The organism is Yersinia hibernica, from assembly GCF_004124235.1.
GTDB lineage: Bacteria > Pseudomonadota > Gammaproteobacteria > Enterobacterales > Enterobacteriaceae > Yersinia > Yersinia hibernica.
In genome coordinates, this window is sequence record NZ_CP032487.1 from 1,777,251 (window position 1) to 1,794,610 (window position 17,360).

Sequence of the window (17,360 nt, forward strand, 5' to 3'; positions counted from 1 at the left end):
GGTTTGATAGAGTTTTTTGGGAGCAGGGATTGCTTATGTATGTGATTAGTTTGTTGAGGTTGGCTCAGAGAGAGTTGGTTAGGTTACCGCCAGGAATACAGGCGGCTTTGATTAAGGCTCTTGATGAGTTAGAGGCTTATGGTCATGAGTTGCGAGAGCCCGTCGTGCGGGAGTTAGGTAAAGGCCTGAAAGAGTTACGGGTTAGTGCTAAGGAGGGCGCCGGGCGTGGTTTTTTCTTTTACCAGCCTAGTCGGCAGATTTATATCATTCATGTTTTACAAAAGAAGACGCAAAAGACGCCAAGAAGGACATTAATGTTGGCCTATCAGCGTATGAAGGAACTCAAACGGAGATTGCAGCCATGAAGAAACAAGATGATTTTGACGTGATACCCTTTGCTGAGGTTAAAGCGGATGCTTTAAATCATCCTCATGTATATGAAGCCTATTCTGACTTGCAGATTAGGCAAGCTCTGATGACAGAGCTTAAAGCCGCCCGCCAGCAATGTAATTTGACCCAAGAAGAAGTTGCCCAGAGGGTGGGGCTGAAGAAACAAAATATCAGCCGGATGGAAAAAGGCATTATTTCGCCAAATCTGACAACCTTGAGTCGATATGCCGCGGCATTAGGTGGGACTTTTGTTTTTAAGTTTAATCAAAAACCCCACTGTAGCCGTAAAGAATAATCTGCGCTTAGCGTTGAGTAGAATCGCTATTTGCTGGTTTTGGCCGTTTTATTAGCAAGCATTTTCAACCGGTCTTTTATGGCTGTAACTGCCAAAGCCCGGTTATCAGCAAGATAACGGTCTTTGGCGGCGGGAGCGGAACTCTGGATGGCAATCAAAGACCACTTTTCGCCATTTTTTAGCAACAAAGGCGAGCCGCTATCACCGGGTAAAGTATCACATTGATGGGATAGCACACCTTGCTGGGCCCAACCCGTAATCAGGCAATTCTCATGACTGTAAAGTGTGTCGAGATGATCGAGTGGGTAGCCTGCTTGCGTTATTTTACGATCTACGCGTTTAAGTGCTTGGGTCAATTCGTCAGCAGTTCCATCCCATAATGGCAATGGCTTGATTGGAATCGGTTTTTTATTGGTTAAGCGGATAAGCGCATAATCGTAAGCTGCCGCGGCGGGTGGCACTATCCAGCCGTCGCCGTCAGGCTTAAGTTTTTTGCCTAATTTGGTATCAACCAAAGTTTCCAAACGAGTAATCTGATATTTCCAATGACCATTGTGTGAAATAAACCGTAAAGCAACGGCTCGGTCAATTTTACCCGGCGGTGTCAACACACAGTGGCCTGCTGTTAAGGCGAGGCGAGGCGAGATTAATGTCGCAGTGCAAAGGTTGCCACTGGCCGTTTCAACTTGACCAATGGCTTGCCATGGCCATTCCTGAGTATTAGCGATGGCGGTACGGTCATCTTCACCAAAAAACAGTGTTTTTTGATCGGCAATACTGGCGTCATCATTTGGCGTTTCAGTCGGGGGGAGGGCAAGAGCTGCGGAAAGAGGCAACAGACTCAATAATAACAATGAAGATAAACGCATAAAGAATTAGCCTGCCTTATTTCTAAGAGGGTTATCTATTCACAAATCTGTGACCTGCTCATTAAGCTGTTAACTACAAGCTTTCTTATCGCTAACTATAGACACAATTAGCCATATGGTATGTTGTCAGTATTTGATTTTTCAATAATTTTAGAGCGGCATAAGCCGCTGACACTATAAATAAAAAAATAATGCGATCAGTCCGCAAATAATTAATGTAGTCAGCGTGATTTCAAATAAATAACGGCGCAGCATTATCAGCACTCCCGATAAAAAACACCCGGAGAACCGGGTGTTGAGTGAATTCAGCTGTTACAAGTCAATCTTGAAGTGCTGTATTTCGCTTTCTCGATTTATTTTGCGACCGGTGTGACTGCTGGAGTAGATTTGCTATGTGTTGCTTTCTTATGCTGCTTTTTAGCCGCTTGTGCTTTTTGCACTGGCGCAACCTTATCCGCTTTCTTCATCGATTTTGTCGCTTTCTTGTGATGCATGGTTTTGGCCGGCGCACTATGCGCCACTGGGGCTGTAGCCATTGGAGCTGCTGCTGGGGCAACCGCATCTGCGGCAAATGCGATAGAAGACATACCCAAGGTTGCAGCAACAATCATAGCTAATACTGTTTTCATGATTAATTCCTCAGTGTTCTGTTTGCATATCGGCCCCGTTGGGTCGTTGTAATGAGAATAGAATAAATGGTTAGTGGCTTCCGTGAGTCATTGGTTTCGGCTTGTAACCGATTGTACAGCGCTGATTGCTATGGCTAATGGGCAATTAGATATTGAGCTTATCACCAGCGTTTGCCCAAGTTTCATTGAGCAATAGTTGAGCCGGAGGCGAATGAACATATGATATGCAACTGCGCTACAGTTGCATATTAGTTACAACATACATATGAGTATTGTACCCAACAGCGTATTCTGCAGCTATGTGCCAATTTGAAACTAAAGTGACATTTATGCTGGGGAGAACAATACTGCCACTCATTAAGAGGGCAGTATAGAAAGGCTCAATCTCATAGCGGCTGGTAATTATAAGTAACGTCGCTCTAAGTGTTCGCGGAAAAAACGGGGGTTAAGTGGTTCACCTGTCGCTTTTGTTATCAGTTCTGTCGTTGAATAACGGCTACCGTGCTGCCAAATATTGTTCTTTAACCAATTGAATAAACCGGCTAAATCGCCATTGGCAATGTCTTGATCTAATCTTGGGATAGCCTCACGTGCTGTTTGGAATAGTTGGGCTGCATACATTGCACCCAGTGTATAAGTCGGGAAATAGCCAAATGCACCGTCGGTCCAATGGATATCCTGCATACAGCCATTTCGGTAGTTGCTTTCAGTGTCAACACCAAGATATTGCTGCATTTTCTCATTCCATAGTGCCGGAATATCCTCTACTTCGATTTCTGCGCTAATCAATGCTTTTTCGATTTCGTAACGTAAAATCACATGAGCAGGGTAGCTGACCTCATCAGCATCAACTCGGATTAGGCCGGTTTTGACGCGTTGGTTCAATGCCGTAAAATTGTGCTCATTAAATGCAGCTTGTTCACCAAATTGATGGATGACCAATGGGCGGATCACTTGCAGGAATTCTTTGCTGCGCGCCAATTGCATTTCAAACAGCAGGCTTTGAGATTCATGAATCGCGGTGGAACGTGCGTGTGATATTGGCTGGCCCAACCATTCACGTGGCAGATTTTGCTCATAACGCGCGTGACCGGTCTCATGGACAATCCCCATTAATGCACTGAGAAATTCTTGTTCATTATAACGGGTGGTGATGCGTACATCCTGCGGCACGCCACCACAGAATGGATGCACACTGACATCAACTCGCCCGCCATCAAAGTCAAAACCGAGTATTTTCATCACATTGAGGCCGAGTTGCCGCTGTTTTTCCAGCTCGAATGGCCCTTGGGGTAGCAAACAAGGTTCACTGGCTTGCTTGCTGGTGACTTTTTGCAATAGCGCCGGTAACCATTGTTTAAGGTCACCAAATATGCGGTCTAAATCTGCACTGTTGGTTCCCGGCTCATACAGGTTTAGTAATGCGTCATAGCGTGATACCCCAGCAGCCTGAGCCCGAATTGCGGCTTCTTCTCGGCTCAACTTAACCACTTCACGCAGATTTTCTGCAAAACCATGCCAGTCATTAGCAATACGCTGTTGTCGCCATGCATGCTCGCAGCGAGCACCGGCGAGTGATTTTGCCTCAACCAGTGCTTCTGGCAGCAACACCGCATTATTGTAGTGCCGGCGCATCTCGCGCAAATTAGCTTGCTCAATATCATCCTGCGTTTCTTGTTGTGCTTGTTGCAACCATTCGCCAACCTGCTTGGCCGTAATGATTTGATGTTGCAGTACATTTAACTCGGCCATGGCCTCTGAGCGGGCAAGGTTGCCTTTGGGGGGCATCATGGTTTGCATATCCCAGCCAGCGATGGCAGATAAGTGCTCAAAACGGGCCAGGCGGGTGAATGTGGTGCGCAGGTGCTGGTAAGCCGTGGTCATGAAATGCTCCATAAATTTAATCTGCTAATTTTTTCTTAGCACTGATTGGTTTGGCTATTGTTGCTGACTTTCAGGGGCAATAGACGGTGAGTAAGGGTTTTTCACTGGCCAACAAAATCGGAAACTAGCCCCGCCTAAGGAACTGGCATCCACCGAAATCGTCCCCTGATAAGCTTGTGCGATGGAGTGAACAATCGCTAGGCCCAATCCACATCCGCCGGTGGCACGGTCGCGGCTCGGGTCTAGGCGAACAAAGGGTTCAAAAACCCGCGCGCGTTCTTCCAGTGGGATACCTGGCCCGTCATCTTCCACTTGCAAGCAGGCGTTGTCGCCATCAAACCACAGCCCAACCCGCAGTCGTTCAGTCGAGTAACGCAGCGCATTATTCACCAAATTATCCAATACTCGCTCCATCAGGCGTAAATCGACCGCGCCAAAGTCGCCGCGGTGGGGGATATCAAGCTCGATTTCTCGCTCGCGATGAATCAGGCGAATATCCTTGACCTTGGTGGTAAGCCAGGCCGGTAAGTCGATAGGTTCTAGATTGAGCGAAACTTGTGGGCGATCCAGTCGCGCATAAGTGAGCAATTCGTCAATTAATGCTTCCAACTGACCAATATCATGATTCAGCGCCAATTGTTCACTTTCAGTCAGGTTATCACTCATGGCTAACCGATAACGCAAGCGCACCAGTGGGGTGCGTAGCTCGTGAGCAATCCCATCGATAAGCAGTTTCTTACTCACAATCAAGGTGTTGATGTTGTCGGCCATCTGGTTAAATGCGACACCTAAACGGCTTAAACTGGAGGTCGGGTCAAAATGTGTCCGCTCGTCTAAATAACCCGCCCCTAGCCGCTGGGCGGCATTCTCCAGTTTCAGTAAATCTTTCCAGTGAGGGCGCATCCACAGAAATACCGGCAGGGCTAAAGACAGGCCGATCAGGATGAGTAGCATTAAATCGAGTATCCGCATTTGGTGCAGATAAAACAAATAGGGGACCGGGCCAACCGCCAGCACATAGTGACTGCGGGGAATGCGTTGCAGGAAGGTATATTCATCATCCAAAGCAATAATTTCACCCGCACGTAGGCGTTTATTTAATCTCTCCCCCAGATCCCGCTTGTCGAGAGGTTCAATATGTAATTGAAAGGAAAGATTTAAATCCAACGTGGCAATGGTTTTATTCCAGTCTTTGAGTGGAATTTCCCGTAACTCACTGCGCATCAATGACAGTGAGCTTTTCATCAGGTCATCTAATGACTGGCGACCCGCGCGTTCAGCGGTGACTTTATAGACCAGCCCAACCAACATCGCCATCACCATAAAGCAGACGAATAACAATAAGAAAAACTGTATGAATAGTTTCCTCATTGCTGCACCGACTCCCAAGCATTGGGAGCAAACAGATAACCTTTATTTCGCACTGTTTTGATTCTAAACGGCTCCAGAGCATTGTCGTAGAGTTTACGGCGCAAGCGCGATATCGCCACATCAATACTGCGGTCCATGCCGTCATAACTGACGCCACGTAAATTCTTCAATAATGCTTCCCGGGCCATGATGATTCCCGCATGGGTGGCCAACTCCCACAGCAAATCAAAATCGGATGTCGATAAGGTAATTTCTTCATCACTGAGATTAACTTGACGATTGACGGGGTCGATACAGAGTAAACCAAAGTGAATGGCATTATGCCCGGTCAGCGGCGGGCTAATGGTTTCTTTGGTTTGTTGCTGATTATGCTGGCGTAAATGTAAGCGCAACCGGGCCAATAACACCGCTGGGGGGGTGGTTTTCAGAATATAATCATTCGCGCCCATTTCAAGGGAGAGGATATGATTCATATCACTGTCCAGTGAGGTCAGCAGCACGATAGGGCCTTCATAACTTGGCCGCAGATCGCGGCACAGCGTCATCCCGTCTTTGCCGGGTAGCATGATATCAAGCAGCACTAAATCTGGCTGTTGCTGTTCAATAACGGCTTGCGCGGTATCCCCTCGCGGCTCGACCAATACATCAATATCATGCTTACCAAGATAGGCAGCAATCAGTTTTCCGACCTCAGGGTCGTCTTCGACAAAAACTATTTTGGTCATGTTTTTCAGTTTATAAAAGTGTCGGAATTCAGCATAGCGCGCAGTGGGTAGCAATACTATGCTTGTTACTTTATTAATGCCAATGACGGATGGGTAGACAACGGGCAAATCATTTCATTATATTAATGAAAGTGATCCTATCGTCATCTCTATAGAGTTGTGCCCATCGTTTATATATCAATATCAATATTAATGATTAATGAATAGCTGTATCGATCAGCTAAGGACTGAGGGATGAGTGGCGAACACATTGGTGTGTCAACGCACAGTGAAAAAGTCTGCTTCGATTACACGGAATTTCTAGCTGCGTCATGCAAAAAGCGTTGGGGCTTTATTGATGCTATTTATGGGGTTATGCCGATTTTCGGCATGGTCGTCAAATCCCAAACCGAACTGGAGAAAACCCCGCAGGAGCGACTTACCGCGCTGGCGCTGCAGGTTTTATCAACCCAACTGAGTGATGAAACTAATATCATTCGATTGATTCGTTTAGCGCAGCAGCAAGGAATCAAACAGTTGGATATTCAATTGCCTTATCCGCTCGAAACCGCACAATTGGGGGAGATTAAGCAAAAATTCCCACAATCGATGAAGCTAAGCCAGCAGGGTGAGTGTTTATCGGTGGATATATCGGCCGCAGAAAATAATTAGTTACCCGCCCATACCAAACTCATCGGACAGCCAGTTTAACTGGCTTATCCTTTGATTTAGCAAGGTTCTTTGGTGGGAAATCCTTTAGTGCATAACCAGCCAAGTTGCCGGAATAGTGGCCATCAAGACCAGACCAATCGCCGCACGCTCCAGCGTATTGAGCAATCTGAGGCCCTCATGCCCTTGGCGCGCATAAATAAAGACCAGTAAACCGGGGGCATATAACAGTGCCGATAGCAGCAAATACAATAAGCCCGCCGCATAAATCAACCACAAACCATACAAACATGCACCACTGGCCGCCATAATCAACCGCCAGTCTTGGCGTTTCAGCGCCACTTTAAATAAGAATGCCCCCACGAGGAAATAGGGCACCAGAATCATCTCTGAGGCAATGGTCAGCAAAGTGTTGTAATTACTGCCCGTCAGCCAGATAAGAATCAGCGCCACCTGTACGGCACAGTTAGTTAGCCACAGTGACTTGGCCGGGGCATTATGTTTATTCTGATACTGGAATATTTTAGGGAATGCACCATGTTTGGCCGCCACCATAGGGACTTCCGCGGCCATAATTGTCCAGCTCAGATAAGCGCCGCACACTGAAATAATCAGCCCAGTGGCAATAATGACCTCTCCCCAAGGGCCTATCATTTCAACCATAATACCTGCCATGGAGGGGTTACGCATGCCCGCCAACTCCGCACGCGGCACCACGCCAAGGGACAATAACGTGATGAGCAGGTAAACACACAGCGCTGAAAGCACCGCCAGCATGGTTGCCCGGCCAACATCTTTTTTATTGCGCGCTCTGGCGGAAACCACCACCGCACCCTCGACACCAATAAAGACCCACAAGGTGATTAACATGGTGTCTTTCACTTGCTGCCAAACTGGGGTGTGCAGGGCGATGCCAGTGAAATCAAAACGGAAGGTATCGAGGCTAAAAGCCAGGCCGGCCAAGACAATAAAACCGCCGATGGGCAATAGTTTTGCTAATGTTGCGGCCAAATTGATACTGGCGGCAGTTTGAACCCCCCGCAAAACCAGGGCATGAACGAGCCATAACAGGCAAGACGCGCCCAGCAGTGCCTGCCAAGTGTTGCCCTCACCGAACATAATATGGCCTGACTTATCAGTAAAAAAGCTTAACGCCGCAAAAACAATCACCAAGTAAGATACATTGGCAATAACGGCGCACAGCCAGTAACCCCAGGCCGAGAAAAAGCCAATAAGATCACCAAAACCCTCCTTGGCATAGCTGAATATTCCCCCATCCAGATCAGGGCGCAATCGTGTCAGTAGCAACATGGCAAATGCCAGAAAAATGATTCCCACACCGGTAATACTCCAACCAATGAGCAACGCTGCGGGGCTGGCAACTTCAGCCATATTTTGTGGCAGGCTGAAGACTCCGGCACCCAGCATTGAGCTGAGCACCAGCGCGGTGAGGGCTGTCAGGCCAAGTTTTCTTTCCAATGATGGATCCTGGTTTTTAGAGTATTAATGAATGGTTACTGACTTGTAAGCAGCATTATATGAGGTAAATCAGTCGATACCTGACAGATAATATCCCAAAATTTTCGGGAGATTTTACGGAGTGGGGCGCGATCATGCAATGATTGGTTATGCGATTTTGACAAAAAATTATTCAGTCGAGTTTCAGGCGCTAAATCAGCACTGTGGCAGATAAAAAAAGGGCAGCCCTAGGCTGCCCTTATGTGACTATTCAAACCAACTTATTTGAACAAATCAGCACTGACACTCAGGTTACCACCACTTTGGTTCTGCCATTGGCGAGTGATATGGTAATACTTCGCGCCTTTGGCGGCAGCGCGTTTCGCCACTTCATGCGAGACATCAGTCATGCTGTTGTAATGGCCGCCAAAGGTCACTGAATCAAATGGCACCATCTGAGCCGCCGTGATGTTGTTCAATTCCTGAATCTGCGTGCCATCATTCAGAGTGACGGTGTAACGTTTGCCAGTTGATGACTGCGTTTCAAAGAAACGGCCAACATCGGCACTTGGCGTAGCGGAAGAAGCAACACCCGGAATTTCTACATTTGCCGCCGCAGCACCGCCCGCCGCCAGTGCGGCACGGCCAGCATCTGAATCCGCAGGAATGACATCAGGGCTTTGTACGATACGTTTGGCGGCATCTTCTTTATAAACATAAGCCGTCACAAATTGGTTCCCGCCTTGGTTGGCATCCACTTGGCGCACGATAAAGAAGGAGTACGCGCCTTTCTCTTTGGCTGCTTTGGAAACGGCGTCGTTGATATCAGGTTGGCTACGGAAGAAACCACTGACTGAAACGGTGTCATAGGGTTGCAAGGCGTAAGCTTCTGTTTTTGGTAATTCTTTGATGCCATTAAAGATACGATACTGAGTCTCTTTACTGACTTCTGGCGCATCATTGTGATAAATATCGGCCGTTACACGCCAGTTGCCACCATTATTATTGCTGTTGAGATCCTGAATATAGAACGCATCAGCCCCTAATTTATCAGCACGACGGGATATTGCATCAGCAGCTTCATTAATTGCGTTAAATCTGCCGGTCACAGTAATACGATCAAATGGCTTAATGGCTGCTGCTTGCTCTGGTGTTAACTCTTTCGCCGCATGTGCAGCAGAAAGTGCCGAGAGTGACAGCAATGCCGACGCGATGATCGTGTATTTCAGCTTCATAAAAAATCCTTTCGCCTTGCGCATTAACGTTGATACATGCGGAACAATTGATGTGTAACAGAATAGCAGATGATTATTACATGTAATAATGCTGGGTGTCTCCGCAATTTATATGACTAAGTATATGAATTCTGCAGTTCGGCCTGATAGCACTTTACAGTAAGAATCGAGATAAGCTTTACGAATAATGCCTTTAACCTCATAAGCGCTGTTTATTTACATTTTTCTAACCTGATGCCGCGCCATGACTGGGTTGCCTTACTATACTAAATCTTGTTATTTTGGCTCAAAGTTGCAGGATAAGCCGCTAGTAAATATTATTTTTATAGTGAATTATACAGAGTTCTTTCTGCCTACTAGTTTTAGTGCAAAAACTGCTTCAGAACCGCATACAGATATGGATCATCAGTCACATTTTCAGTAGGTTATAGGGAGCCGTAACTAAGCAGTTTTGTCAGTAACCAAACAGATAGACATTATATCAAAGACAAGTAAAAGGGATCATTATGCGTATTGGTGTACCAAGAGAGCGGTTGGCCAATGAAGCCCGTGTTGCAGCAACGCCGAAAACGGTGGAACAGCTGCTGAAATTAGGCTTCACCGTGGCGATTGAAAGCGGAGCTGGTCATTTAGCCAGTTTTGACGATGCGGCGTACCAGGATGCGGGTGCCACCATTACGGATACCACCGATGTGTGGCAGTCCGATATTATCCTCAAAGTGAACGCCCCCCTTGAGGACGAAATTGCCCTGATGCGTGCGGGGAGCACTTTGGTCAGCTTTATTTGGCCAGCTCAGAACCCAGAATTACTGCAAAAGTTAGCCGAGCATCAGGTCACTGTATTGGCGATGGATTCGGTGCCACGGATTTCACGTGCGCAATCGATGGATGCCCTAAGCTCAATGGCTAACATTGCGGGCTATCGCGCGATTGTTGAAGCCGCGCATGAGTTTGGCCGTTTCTTCACCGGGCAAATCACCGCCGCGGGCAAAGTCCCGCCGGCAAAAGTGATGGTTATTGGTGCCGGTGTTGCGGGGTTGGCCGCTGTTGGGGCTGCCGGGAGCTTGGGTGCGATTGTGCGCGCTTTTGACACCCGTCCGGAAGTGAAAGAACAAGTCCAAAGTATGGGCGCTGAATTCCTCGAACTCGATTTTGAAGAAGAGGCCGGCAGTGGCGATGGTTACGCGAAAGTCATGTCTGAAGCGTTTATCAAAGCCGAAATGGCGCTATTTGCCGCACAAGCTGCTGAAGTGGATATCATTGTCACCACGGCATTGATTCCCGGCAAGCCCGCGCCCCGTTTGATAACTAAAGAGATGGTCGCATCAATGAAGTCGGGCAGTGTGATTGTCGATTTGGCAGCACAAACCGGCGGTAACTGTGAATTGACGGTGGCCGATAAAGTCACTGTGACTGAAAATGGCGTGAAAATCATCGGTTATACCGACTTACCTAGCCGTTTACCGACCCAGTCATCTCAGCTTTACGGTACTAACTTGGTTAACTTGCTGAAGTTACTCTGCAAAGAGAAAAATGGCGAGATAGACATTGATTTTGACGATACCGTGATCCGCGGTGTTACCGTGGTTAAAACCGGTGAAATAACTTGGCCAGCGCCACCAATTCAGGTATCAGCGCAGCCAGCGGCTGCCAAAGCAGCGCCCATTGTTAAAGAAGCGGCGAAACCTTCATCGCCGTGGCCTAAATACATCATGATGGCGCTGGCTATTGTGTTGTTCGGTTGGTTGGCGAATGTGGCACCGAAAGAGTTTTTATCCCACTTTACGGTCTTTGCGCTGGCGTGTGTGGTTGGTTATTACGTGGTGTGGAATGTCAGCCATGCGCTGCATACCCCGCTGATGTCAGTGACTAACGCCATTTCCGGCATCATTGTGGTTGGCGCACTCTTACAGATTGGTCATGGCGGCTGGGTGAGTTTCTTATCCTTTATTGCGGTACTGATTGCCAGCATCAATATCTTTGGTGGCTTTACTGTCACCCAGCGCATGCTGAAAATGTTCCGCAAAAATTAGGTTTCGCCGAAAGCCAACTTGCCTCAAGGGCAAGCGAGTTGATAACGCTAAGTGGATAAAACAATGTTTATCAAGACAATGTTTACAAAGACAATGTTATATAAAAATAAAGGGGTAACTAATGTCTAGTGGTCTCGTTACAGCTGCGTACATAGTTGCTGCGATTTTATTTATTTTCAGTTTGGCTGGGCTGTCGCGCCACGAAACATCCAAACAAGGTAACACTTTCGGTGTAACCGGTATGGCCATCGCGCTGATCGCCACCATTCTGGGGCCAGATTCAGGTAACGTTGCCTGGATTATCATTGCCATGGTGATTGGTGGGGCAATTGGTATTTACCTGGCGAAGAAAGTCGAAATGACTGAAATGCCGGAACTGGTGGCTATTTTGCACAGCTTCGTGGGCCTGGCGGCAGTTCTGGTTGGCTTTAACAGCTATCTGGATCATGGCTCGGCAGTCATGGATGCGGTGATGGTGAATATCCATCTGACCGAAGTGTTCTTGGGCATCTTTATCGGTGCGGTAACATTTACTGGCTCTATCGTTGCGTTCGGTAAATTACGCGGGGTTATTTCATCCAAACCGCTGATGTTGCCACAACGTCATAAATTGAATTTAGTCGCGCTGGTTGTTTCATTCCTGCTGATGATTATGTTTGTCAGAACAGATAGCGTGGCCCTACAAGTGGTTGCTCTGTTATTGATGACCGTGATTGCTTTGGGCTTCGGCTGGCATTTGGTCGCCTCCATTGGCGGTGCTGATATGCCAGTGGTGGTGTCAATGTTGAACTCCTACTCCGGTTGGGCAGCGGCGGCGGCGGGCTTTATGCTGAGCAACGACCTGCTGATTGTGACCGGGGCGTTAGTCGGTTCTTCGGGTGCTATCCTGTCATACATCATGTGTAAGGCGATGAACCGCTCGTTTATCAGTGTCATTGCCGGCGGTTTTGGTACTGATGGTTCCTCAACCGGTGATGCTGAAGAGATGGGCGAATACCGCGAGACGAATGCAGAAGAAGTGGCGGAGCTGCTGAAAAATGCCAGCTCAGTCATCATCACCCCAGGTTATGGTATGGCGGTGGCGCAGGCGCAGTATCCGGTGGCTGAAATTACCGCAAAATTGCAGGCGCGTGGGGTCAAAGTGCGCTTTGGTATTCACCCAGTAGCAGGGCGCTTACCTGGCCATATGAACGTGCTATTGGCGGAGGCCAAAGTACCTTACGATGTGGTGCTGGAAATGGACGAAATTAATGATGATTTCCCAAGCACTGATGTGGTGCTGGTTATTGGTGCTAACGACACCGTAAACCCCGCCGCCCTTGAAGACCCGCGCAGCCCGATTGCCGGTATGCCCGTACTGGAAGTCTGGAAAGCGCAAAGTGTTATTGCCTTTAAACGCTCAATGAACACCGGCTATGCTGGCGTGCAAAACCCATTGTTCTTCAAAGACAATACTCAGATGTTATTTGGCGATGCTAAAGACAGCGTGGAAGCAATTTTACGCGCGTTATAATCGCAATGTTTTGATTAAGGGCCACCACGGTGGCCCTTTTTATTGGCTATAAATCATACAATATACAAGAAAGAGGGGGCTACGCGCTGTCGTTTCTATCTTCATTGCTTTCAATCGGGCAGGTAAATCCTTCCGGCTTAATCGCTAACAAATCGCATTTAAGATGGTCAATCACATGCTCTGTGGTGTTGCCGATAAAAGCCGCCGACAGCCCAGTGCGCCCCAAGGTACCCAGCACCACCACCCCAGCATGTAGATGTTCTGCCAAGTCAGGAATAACTTCCTCGGGTAACCCTTTTTCGACATGAGTGAATTTTTCATCAATGCAAAACTGCTGACGTAATGCTTTCATGGCCACTAAATGCTGACCACGAATAGCATCGTTATAAACGCTTGGATCAAAATCAGGCAATTCGATAGCAATATTAATCGGCGTTACCGGATAGGCACTTATCAGATGCACCTGAGTTTGATTGACATGCTCTGCGAGTTCTTGGGTTTCTTTCACTAAACGCAGATTAAGGGGGTCATGCAGTGGGTCTTCACTTGAAAGGTTGACGGCCACCAGTGCGGTGCCATTTTCCGGCCAAGGCTGGTCTTTGACCATCCAGACCGGGCAGGGGCACTTACGTAATAGATGCCAGTCAGTCGGGGTGAAAATAATCGATTCCAAGCGGTCATGTTGGTGCGCCATTTTTAGCAACAAATCATGCTTAAATTTCAGCACTTCCTGAATCATGGCTTCATAGGGGCGGTTATGCCATACCACTTTGATTTCAATCGGGATCCCCTCATCAAGATAAAAGCGGCACTGCTCGCTTATCCAGGCTGAGCGCTGGCTGATAACCCCTTTACGCATCGCTGTACGCTCATCGGGTGACAGCAGGGTCGTCATGTCATAGGACAAATCATAAATAGCCAAAAATGCTTTAATTGTGCCACCATTGCGGCGCACAAGATAAACCGCACGTCTTAATGCAGGTTGATCGTCCTGATTGGGGTCAATAGCAACCAGAATATTCTGATACTTTGCCATAGAGTCTCCTTACAACCGTGAATTAACAGTATGTTAGTTAAAGAGTAAACCATGAAAGTGAAAGAGAACAGGCGAGAGAACAAACCAGACCAATTATTATTGATCTGGTTTCCGATTGATTTACAGATTGGGTCTTGGGTTACCTGCCAGTTGTGCCAGAGCTTCGGTATTCTCGATAGTGATGTATTTACCTTTCACACTCAAAATATCGCTTTTCTGGAAACGGCCCAGTAAACGGCTGATAGTTTCTACTGTCAGACCTAAATAGTTGCCGATATCACCGCGCGTCATAGTCAGGCGGAACTCACGAGGTGAGAAACCACGCTGAGCAAAGCGGCGCGAGAGATTATAAATAAAGGCGGCCAGACGCTCTTCTGCATTCTTTTTAGAAAGCAGCAAAATCATATCTTGATCACCTTTGATCTCGCCACTCATTAACCGCATCATTTGCTGGCGCAGATTGGGCATTTTACCGGATAAATCATCCAGCGTATCAAATGGGATTTCACAAACCATTGATGTTTCTAGGGCTTGTGCAAAACTTGGATGCTGTAAGTTACTGATAGCATCAAAACCGACTAAATCGCCCGCCAGATGGAAACCGGTAATTTGCTCATCACCTTCTTCGGTAATGGTGTAACTTTTGATAGTCCCGGAACGGATGGCGTACAGGGATTTAAGTTCATCACCGGCCTTAAATAACGCCTGTCCTTTCTGAATAGGTTTCTTTCTTTCAATGATATTGTCGAGCTGATCCAGCTCGTTTTCATTCAAAGTGAAAGGAATACAGAGCTGACTGATACTGCAATCCTGGCAATGGATGGCACAACCGCCAGATTGAATACGTCGGATTACGCGTTTTTCCGGGATCATAGGGTATTCCCATTAATATTGATATGCGTCAATTTTAACATCTTTTCTTGCGTCTGATAAGTGCAAGAATAGTTAGCGTGCTAAAAGATATCCCTCGTGCATTAATAACCAGCGTTTTCGCTCCACACCACCGGCATAACCTGTCAATGCCCCTTGCTGCCCAATCACGCGATGGCAAGGCACAACAATCGAAATAGGATTCAAGCCATTCGCCATCCCAACCGCCCGCGATGCCGTGGGGCGATTGATACGTTTGGCTAACTCACCATAAGTAATGGTTTCACCGCAGGGGATTTTTCGCAATTGCTGCCAGACTTGACGCTGGAAGTCAGTGCCAGCGGTTTTTACCGGTAAATTATCAATAATACTTAGCTCGCCGGCAAAATAGCGCTGCATACTGTCACTCAAACCGCCAGGATTCACTTGTTCCACCAAGGTAAAGCTGTTGCTGGCGTAATGATTGTGCAGCAACTTTAGCAGCCGCTCATAATGATCAGTCCAATCAATGGCGCGTAGCCGATTTTCTTCGTCTGCAATTAACACCAGTTCCCCCTGCGGGGTGGCTATTCTATCAATCAAAAACGTTTCCATAAGTCTCCACTACTTGGCTGCCACGGTTTGATAAAAATCATTTAATGAAAAGCGGGGTGAGGAAAATTTTGCCGGTGATTATGACATGAAAGCCAACATCATTAGATAACTATCCGGTTCGAAAGCTAAAAGCTGGCTTTAATCGGGCACCAATCGCAGCATCCCGCAAGTTTAGATTCAGCTCGGGGTGGGCGAAGTGGATTTAAGCCGCTAGGATGAATGTCTGCTATTCGCGAAACTAATTCATATCAGGTAGGTAATTCATGTCCAATATCACTTTGTCCCCTTTATTACGAGAAGGCGAACCTCCAGCCGCGGTAATTGAACGCCCTGCAAGTCGCTCACCCTTTATCTTGCTAGCAGACCATGCCGGGCAGTGTATTCCCGAGCAACTCGGGGATTTGGGGTTACCCGCCGGGGAAATTGACCGCCACATTGGTTGGGATATTGGCTCGCTGGCCACGGCGCAACGGCTTAGCCAATATTTGGATGCCACATTGATTCATCAGCGTTATTCGCGCTTAGTGATTGATTGCAACCGTACCCCCGGTATTGCCAGCTCCATCCCTGAAATTTCAGAACATACCCGAGTCCCGCGCAATATTGGCGTCACAGTGCCAGAGGCTCAAGCTCGCCGCGCCGAAGTATTTCAGCCTTATCATGACTTAATTACCCAAACACTTAATCAGCGCCGTGATAGCGGTTTGCCCAGTGTGATTATTTCCATGCACAGCTTCACACCTTCGTTCAAAAATATTTCTCGCCCCTGGCAAATTGGCACATTGTTTAACCGTAACCCCGAGTTTGCCTTGCAGTTAGTGGCACTGTTACAACAAGAAGATTCATTAAAGGTCGGCATCAACGAACCTTACGCCATGACAGATGCAACGGATTTCACTTTACCGTTCCATGCCGAGCAGCGGCAACTACCTTATGTGGGCATCGAAATTCGGCAAGACCTGATTACCCAGCAAGAGGGGCAGGAGCAATGGGGGCAGCGATTAGCGCGCTTGCTGCCGCAAGCCTTAGCCGCCTATAACCAATCGAAATAAGTTTTGATGTGTTTATTTACCCAAGAAATATCTGTTTTTCACTAACTCTTTTACTGGGTTTATGACTGGCCACTATTAATTAGTTATTATCGGTGGCTATAGTTATTTCTAATTTGTCACTCATTTATTTATCACAAAATAGTAAGGTTGATAATCTCGTGGAAGCCAAACCAGCGCGTATCCTAATCAGTGCCTGCTTGATGGGCAAAGCCGTGCGTTATAACGGCAGTGCTCTGCCTGTTGATAATGAAATTATCCAGCGCTGGCAGGATGAAGGCCGACTGGTACTGGTTTGTCCTGAGCTGGCTGCCGGAATGCCAGTACCACGGCCACCGGCTGAAATTCAGCAAGGCAATGGTGAGGCGGTGTTACAGGGGCAGGCGCGCGTGATTGAGCAGTGGGGTAATGATGTCAGCCGGGAATTCCTGCAAGGGGCTTATCAAGCATTGGCATTGGCACAAAAACACCAGTGTACATTAGCTATTCTTACCGAGGGCAGCCCATCTTGTGGCAGTAGCCGGATTTACGATGGGCGTTTTAACGGCACCCAACGCACGGGACAGGGGGTGACCACGGCATTATTGCGCCGCCATGGGATAACAGTTTTTAGTCATCTTCAGCTTGAACAAGCAGATGATTTTTTGCGAAGCGGTTCACAATCAAGTGGGAAAATTAATCAAATGTCATAAAATGCCGCTATACTGTATAGATGTACAGTATCTATGTGGATTCGTATCTTTAGTCACTTAATTTTTATA

Annotated in this window: 18 protein-coding genes; 7 read left to right on the forward strand and 11 right to left on the reverse strand. The window is 47.5% G+C overall.

Annotated elements, in window-relative coordinates; genetic code table 11:
* Nucleotides 1-35: 35 nt before the first annotated feature.
* Complete coding sequence (locus D5F51_RS08405; protein WP_025378319.1) at nucleotides 36-365, forward strand: type II toxin-antitoxin system RelE/ParE family toxin; 330 nt, start codon at nucleotides 36-38, stop codon at nucleotides 363-365.
* Nucleotides 362-685, forward strand: coding sequence for a helix-turn-helix domain-containing protein (locus tag D5F51_RS08410; protein ID WP_087768232.1), 324 nt, complete (start codon nucleotides 362-364; stop codon nucleotides 683-685). The genes D5F51_RS08405 and D5F51_RS08410 overlap by 4 nt, the downstream gene beginning before the upstream one ends.
* Nucleotides 686-711: 26 nt before the next feature.
* Here the strand turns inward: D5F51_RS08410 and D5F51_RS08415 are convergent, their stop codons facing one another.
* The 6 genes from D5F51_RS08415 to rstA all read right to left on the reverse strand — a co-directional run bounded on the left by D5F51_RS08415 (nucleotide 712) and on the right by rstA (nucleotide 6,163).
* Nucleotides 712-1,554 carry a trypsin-like serine peptidase gene (locus tag D5F51_RS08415; protein WP_129196130.1) on the reverse strand — a complete coding sequence of 281 codons (843 nt, stop codon included), beginning with the start codon at nucleotides 1,552-1,554 and terminating at the stop codon, nucleotides 712-714.
* Between the two features lie 174 nt (nucleotides 1,555-1,728).
* Complete coding sequence (ydgU, locus tag D5F51_RS23040) at nucleotides 1,729-1,809, reverse strand: small membrane protein YdgU (protein WP_458379674.1); 81 nt, start codon at nucleotides 1,807-1,809, stop codon at nucleotides 1,729-1,731.
* A 98-nt stretch (nucleotides 1,810-1,907) separates the two neighbouring features.
* Complete coding sequence (asr, locus tag D5F51_RS08420) at nucleotides 1,908-2,183, reverse strand: acid resistance repetitive basic protein Asr (RefSeq protein WP_129196131.1); 276 nt, start codon at nucleotides 2,181-2,183, stop codon at nucleotides 1,908-1,910.
* 402 nt (nucleotides 2,184-2,585) lie between these two features.
* Entirely contained in the window at nucleotides 2,586-4,067 is a 1,482-nt protein-coding gene (locus D5F51_RS08425; RefSeq protein ID WP_162301711.1) for a carboxypeptidase M32, read from the reverse strand.
* Between the two features lie 54 nt (nucleotides 4,068-4,121).
* On the reverse strand, nucleotides 4,122-5,438 hold the full coding sequence (gene rstB, locus D5F51_RS08430; protein WP_129196133.1) for a two-component system sensor histidine kinase RstB: 1,317 nt from the start codon (nucleotides 5,436-5,438) through the stop codon (nucleotides 4,122-4,124).
* Nucleotides 5,435-6,163 (reverse strand): two-component system response regulator RstA, encoded by a 729-nt coding sequence (gene rstA, locus D5F51_RS08435; RefSeq protein ID WP_025378314.1) that lies wholly within the window; start codon nucleotides 6,161-6,163, stop codon nucleotides 5,435-5,437. Before rstA ends, rstB begins: the two co-directional genes overlap by 4 nt.
* Before the next feature lie 234 nt (nucleotides 6,164-6,397).
* On the opposite strand from rstA, the gene D5F51_RS08440 reads away from it, so the two are divergent.
* Nucleotides 6,398-6,814: a hypothetical protein gene (locus tag D5F51_RS08440; protein WP_025378313.1), complete on the forward strand. Its 417-nt coding sequence runs from the start codon at nucleotides 6,398-6,400 to the stop codon at nucleotides 6,812-6,814.
* A gap of 84 nt (nucleotides 6,815-6,898) precedes the next feature.
* On the opposite strand, the gene D5F51_RS08445 is transcribed toward D5F51_RS08440, so the two are convergent.
* Both D5F51_RS08445 and ydgH read right to left on the reverse strand, forming a co-directional pair.
* The gene (locus tag D5F51_RS08445; protein ID WP_087768235.1) at nucleotides 6,899-8,290 is read right to left on the reverse strand and encodes an amino acid permease; all 1,392 of its coding nucleotides are present in this window, start codon (nucleotides 8,288-8,290) and stop codon (nucleotides 6,899-6,901) included.
* A 260-nt stretch (nucleotides 8,291-8,550) separates the two neighbouring features.
* On the reverse strand, nucleotides 8,551-9,504 hold the full coding sequence (ydgH, locus tag D5F51_RS08450) for a DUF1471 family protein YdgH (RefSeq protein ID WP_129196134.1): 954 nt from the start codon (nucleotides 9,502-9,504) through the stop codon (nucleotides 8,551-8,553).
* 506 nt (nucleotides 9,505-10,010) lie between these two features.
* Between ydgH and pntA the strand changes: the two genes are divergently transcribed.
* Both pntA and pntB read left to right on the forward strand, forming a co-directional pair.
* On the forward strand, nucleotides 10,011-11,537 hold the full coding sequence (gene pntA / locus D5F51_RS08460; RefSeq protein ID WP_129196135.1) for a Re/Si-specific NAD(P)(+) transhydrogenase subunit alpha: 1,527 nt from the start codon (nucleotides 10,011-10,013) through the stop codon (nucleotides 11,535-11,537).
* A 121-nt stretch (nucleotides 11,538-11,658) separates the two neighbouring features.
* Complete coding sequence (gene pntB / locus D5F51_RS08465; RefSeq protein ID WP_025378310.1) at nucleotides 11,659-13,050, forward strand: Re/Si-specific NAD(P)(+) transhydrogenase subunit beta; 1,392 nt, start codon at nucleotides 11,659-11,661, stop codon at nucleotides 13,048-13,050.
* A gap of 79 nt (nucleotides 13,051-13,129) precedes the next feature.
* On the opposite strand, the gene uspE is transcribed toward pntB, so the two are convergent.
* From uspE to ogt, 3 genes are all read right to left on the reverse strand, one after another.
* Entirely contained in the window at nucleotides 13,130-14,086 is a 957-nt protein-coding gene (gene uspE, locus D5F51_RS08470; protein WP_129196136.1) for a universal stress protein UspE, read from the reverse strand.
* A gap of 120 nt (nucleotides 14,087-14,206) precedes the next feature.
* Nucleotides 14,207-14,959 (reverse strand): fumarate/nitrate reduction transcriptional regulator Fnr, encoded by a 753-nt coding sequence (locus D5F51_RS08475; RefSeq protein ID WP_025378308.1) that lies wholly within the window; start codon nucleotides 14,957-14,959, stop codon nucleotides 14,207-14,209.
* 72 nt (nucleotides 14,960-15,031) lie between these two features.
* Nucleotides 15,032-15,550, reverse strand: a complete 519-nt coding sequence (gene ogt, locus D5F51_RS08480; RefSeq protein ID WP_129196137.1) for a methylated-DNA--[protein]-cysteine S-methyltransferase — start codon at nucleotides 15,548-15,550, stop codon at nucleotides 15,032-15,034.
* Nucleotides 15,551-15,813: 263 nt separating this feature from the next.
* On the opposite strand from ogt, the gene D5F51_RS08485 reads away from it, so the two are divergent.
* Both D5F51_RS08485 and D5F51_RS08490 read left to right on the forward strand, forming a co-directional pair.
* The gene (locus tag D5F51_RS08485) at nucleotides 15,814-16,602 is read left to right on the forward strand and encodes an N-formylglutamate amidohydrolase (RefSeq protein WP_129196138.1); all 789 of its coding nucleotides are present in this window, start codon (nucleotides 15,814-15,816) and stop codon (nucleotides 16,600-16,602) included.
* Between the two features lie 158 nt (nucleotides 16,603-16,760).
* A complete protein-coding gene (locus D5F51_RS08490) occupies nucleotides 16,761-17,291 on the forward strand; it encodes a 2-thiouracil desulfurase family protein (protein ID WP_025378305.1) in 531 nt (176 codons plus the stop codon).
* Nucleotides 17,292-17,360: the final 69 nt, after the last annotated feature.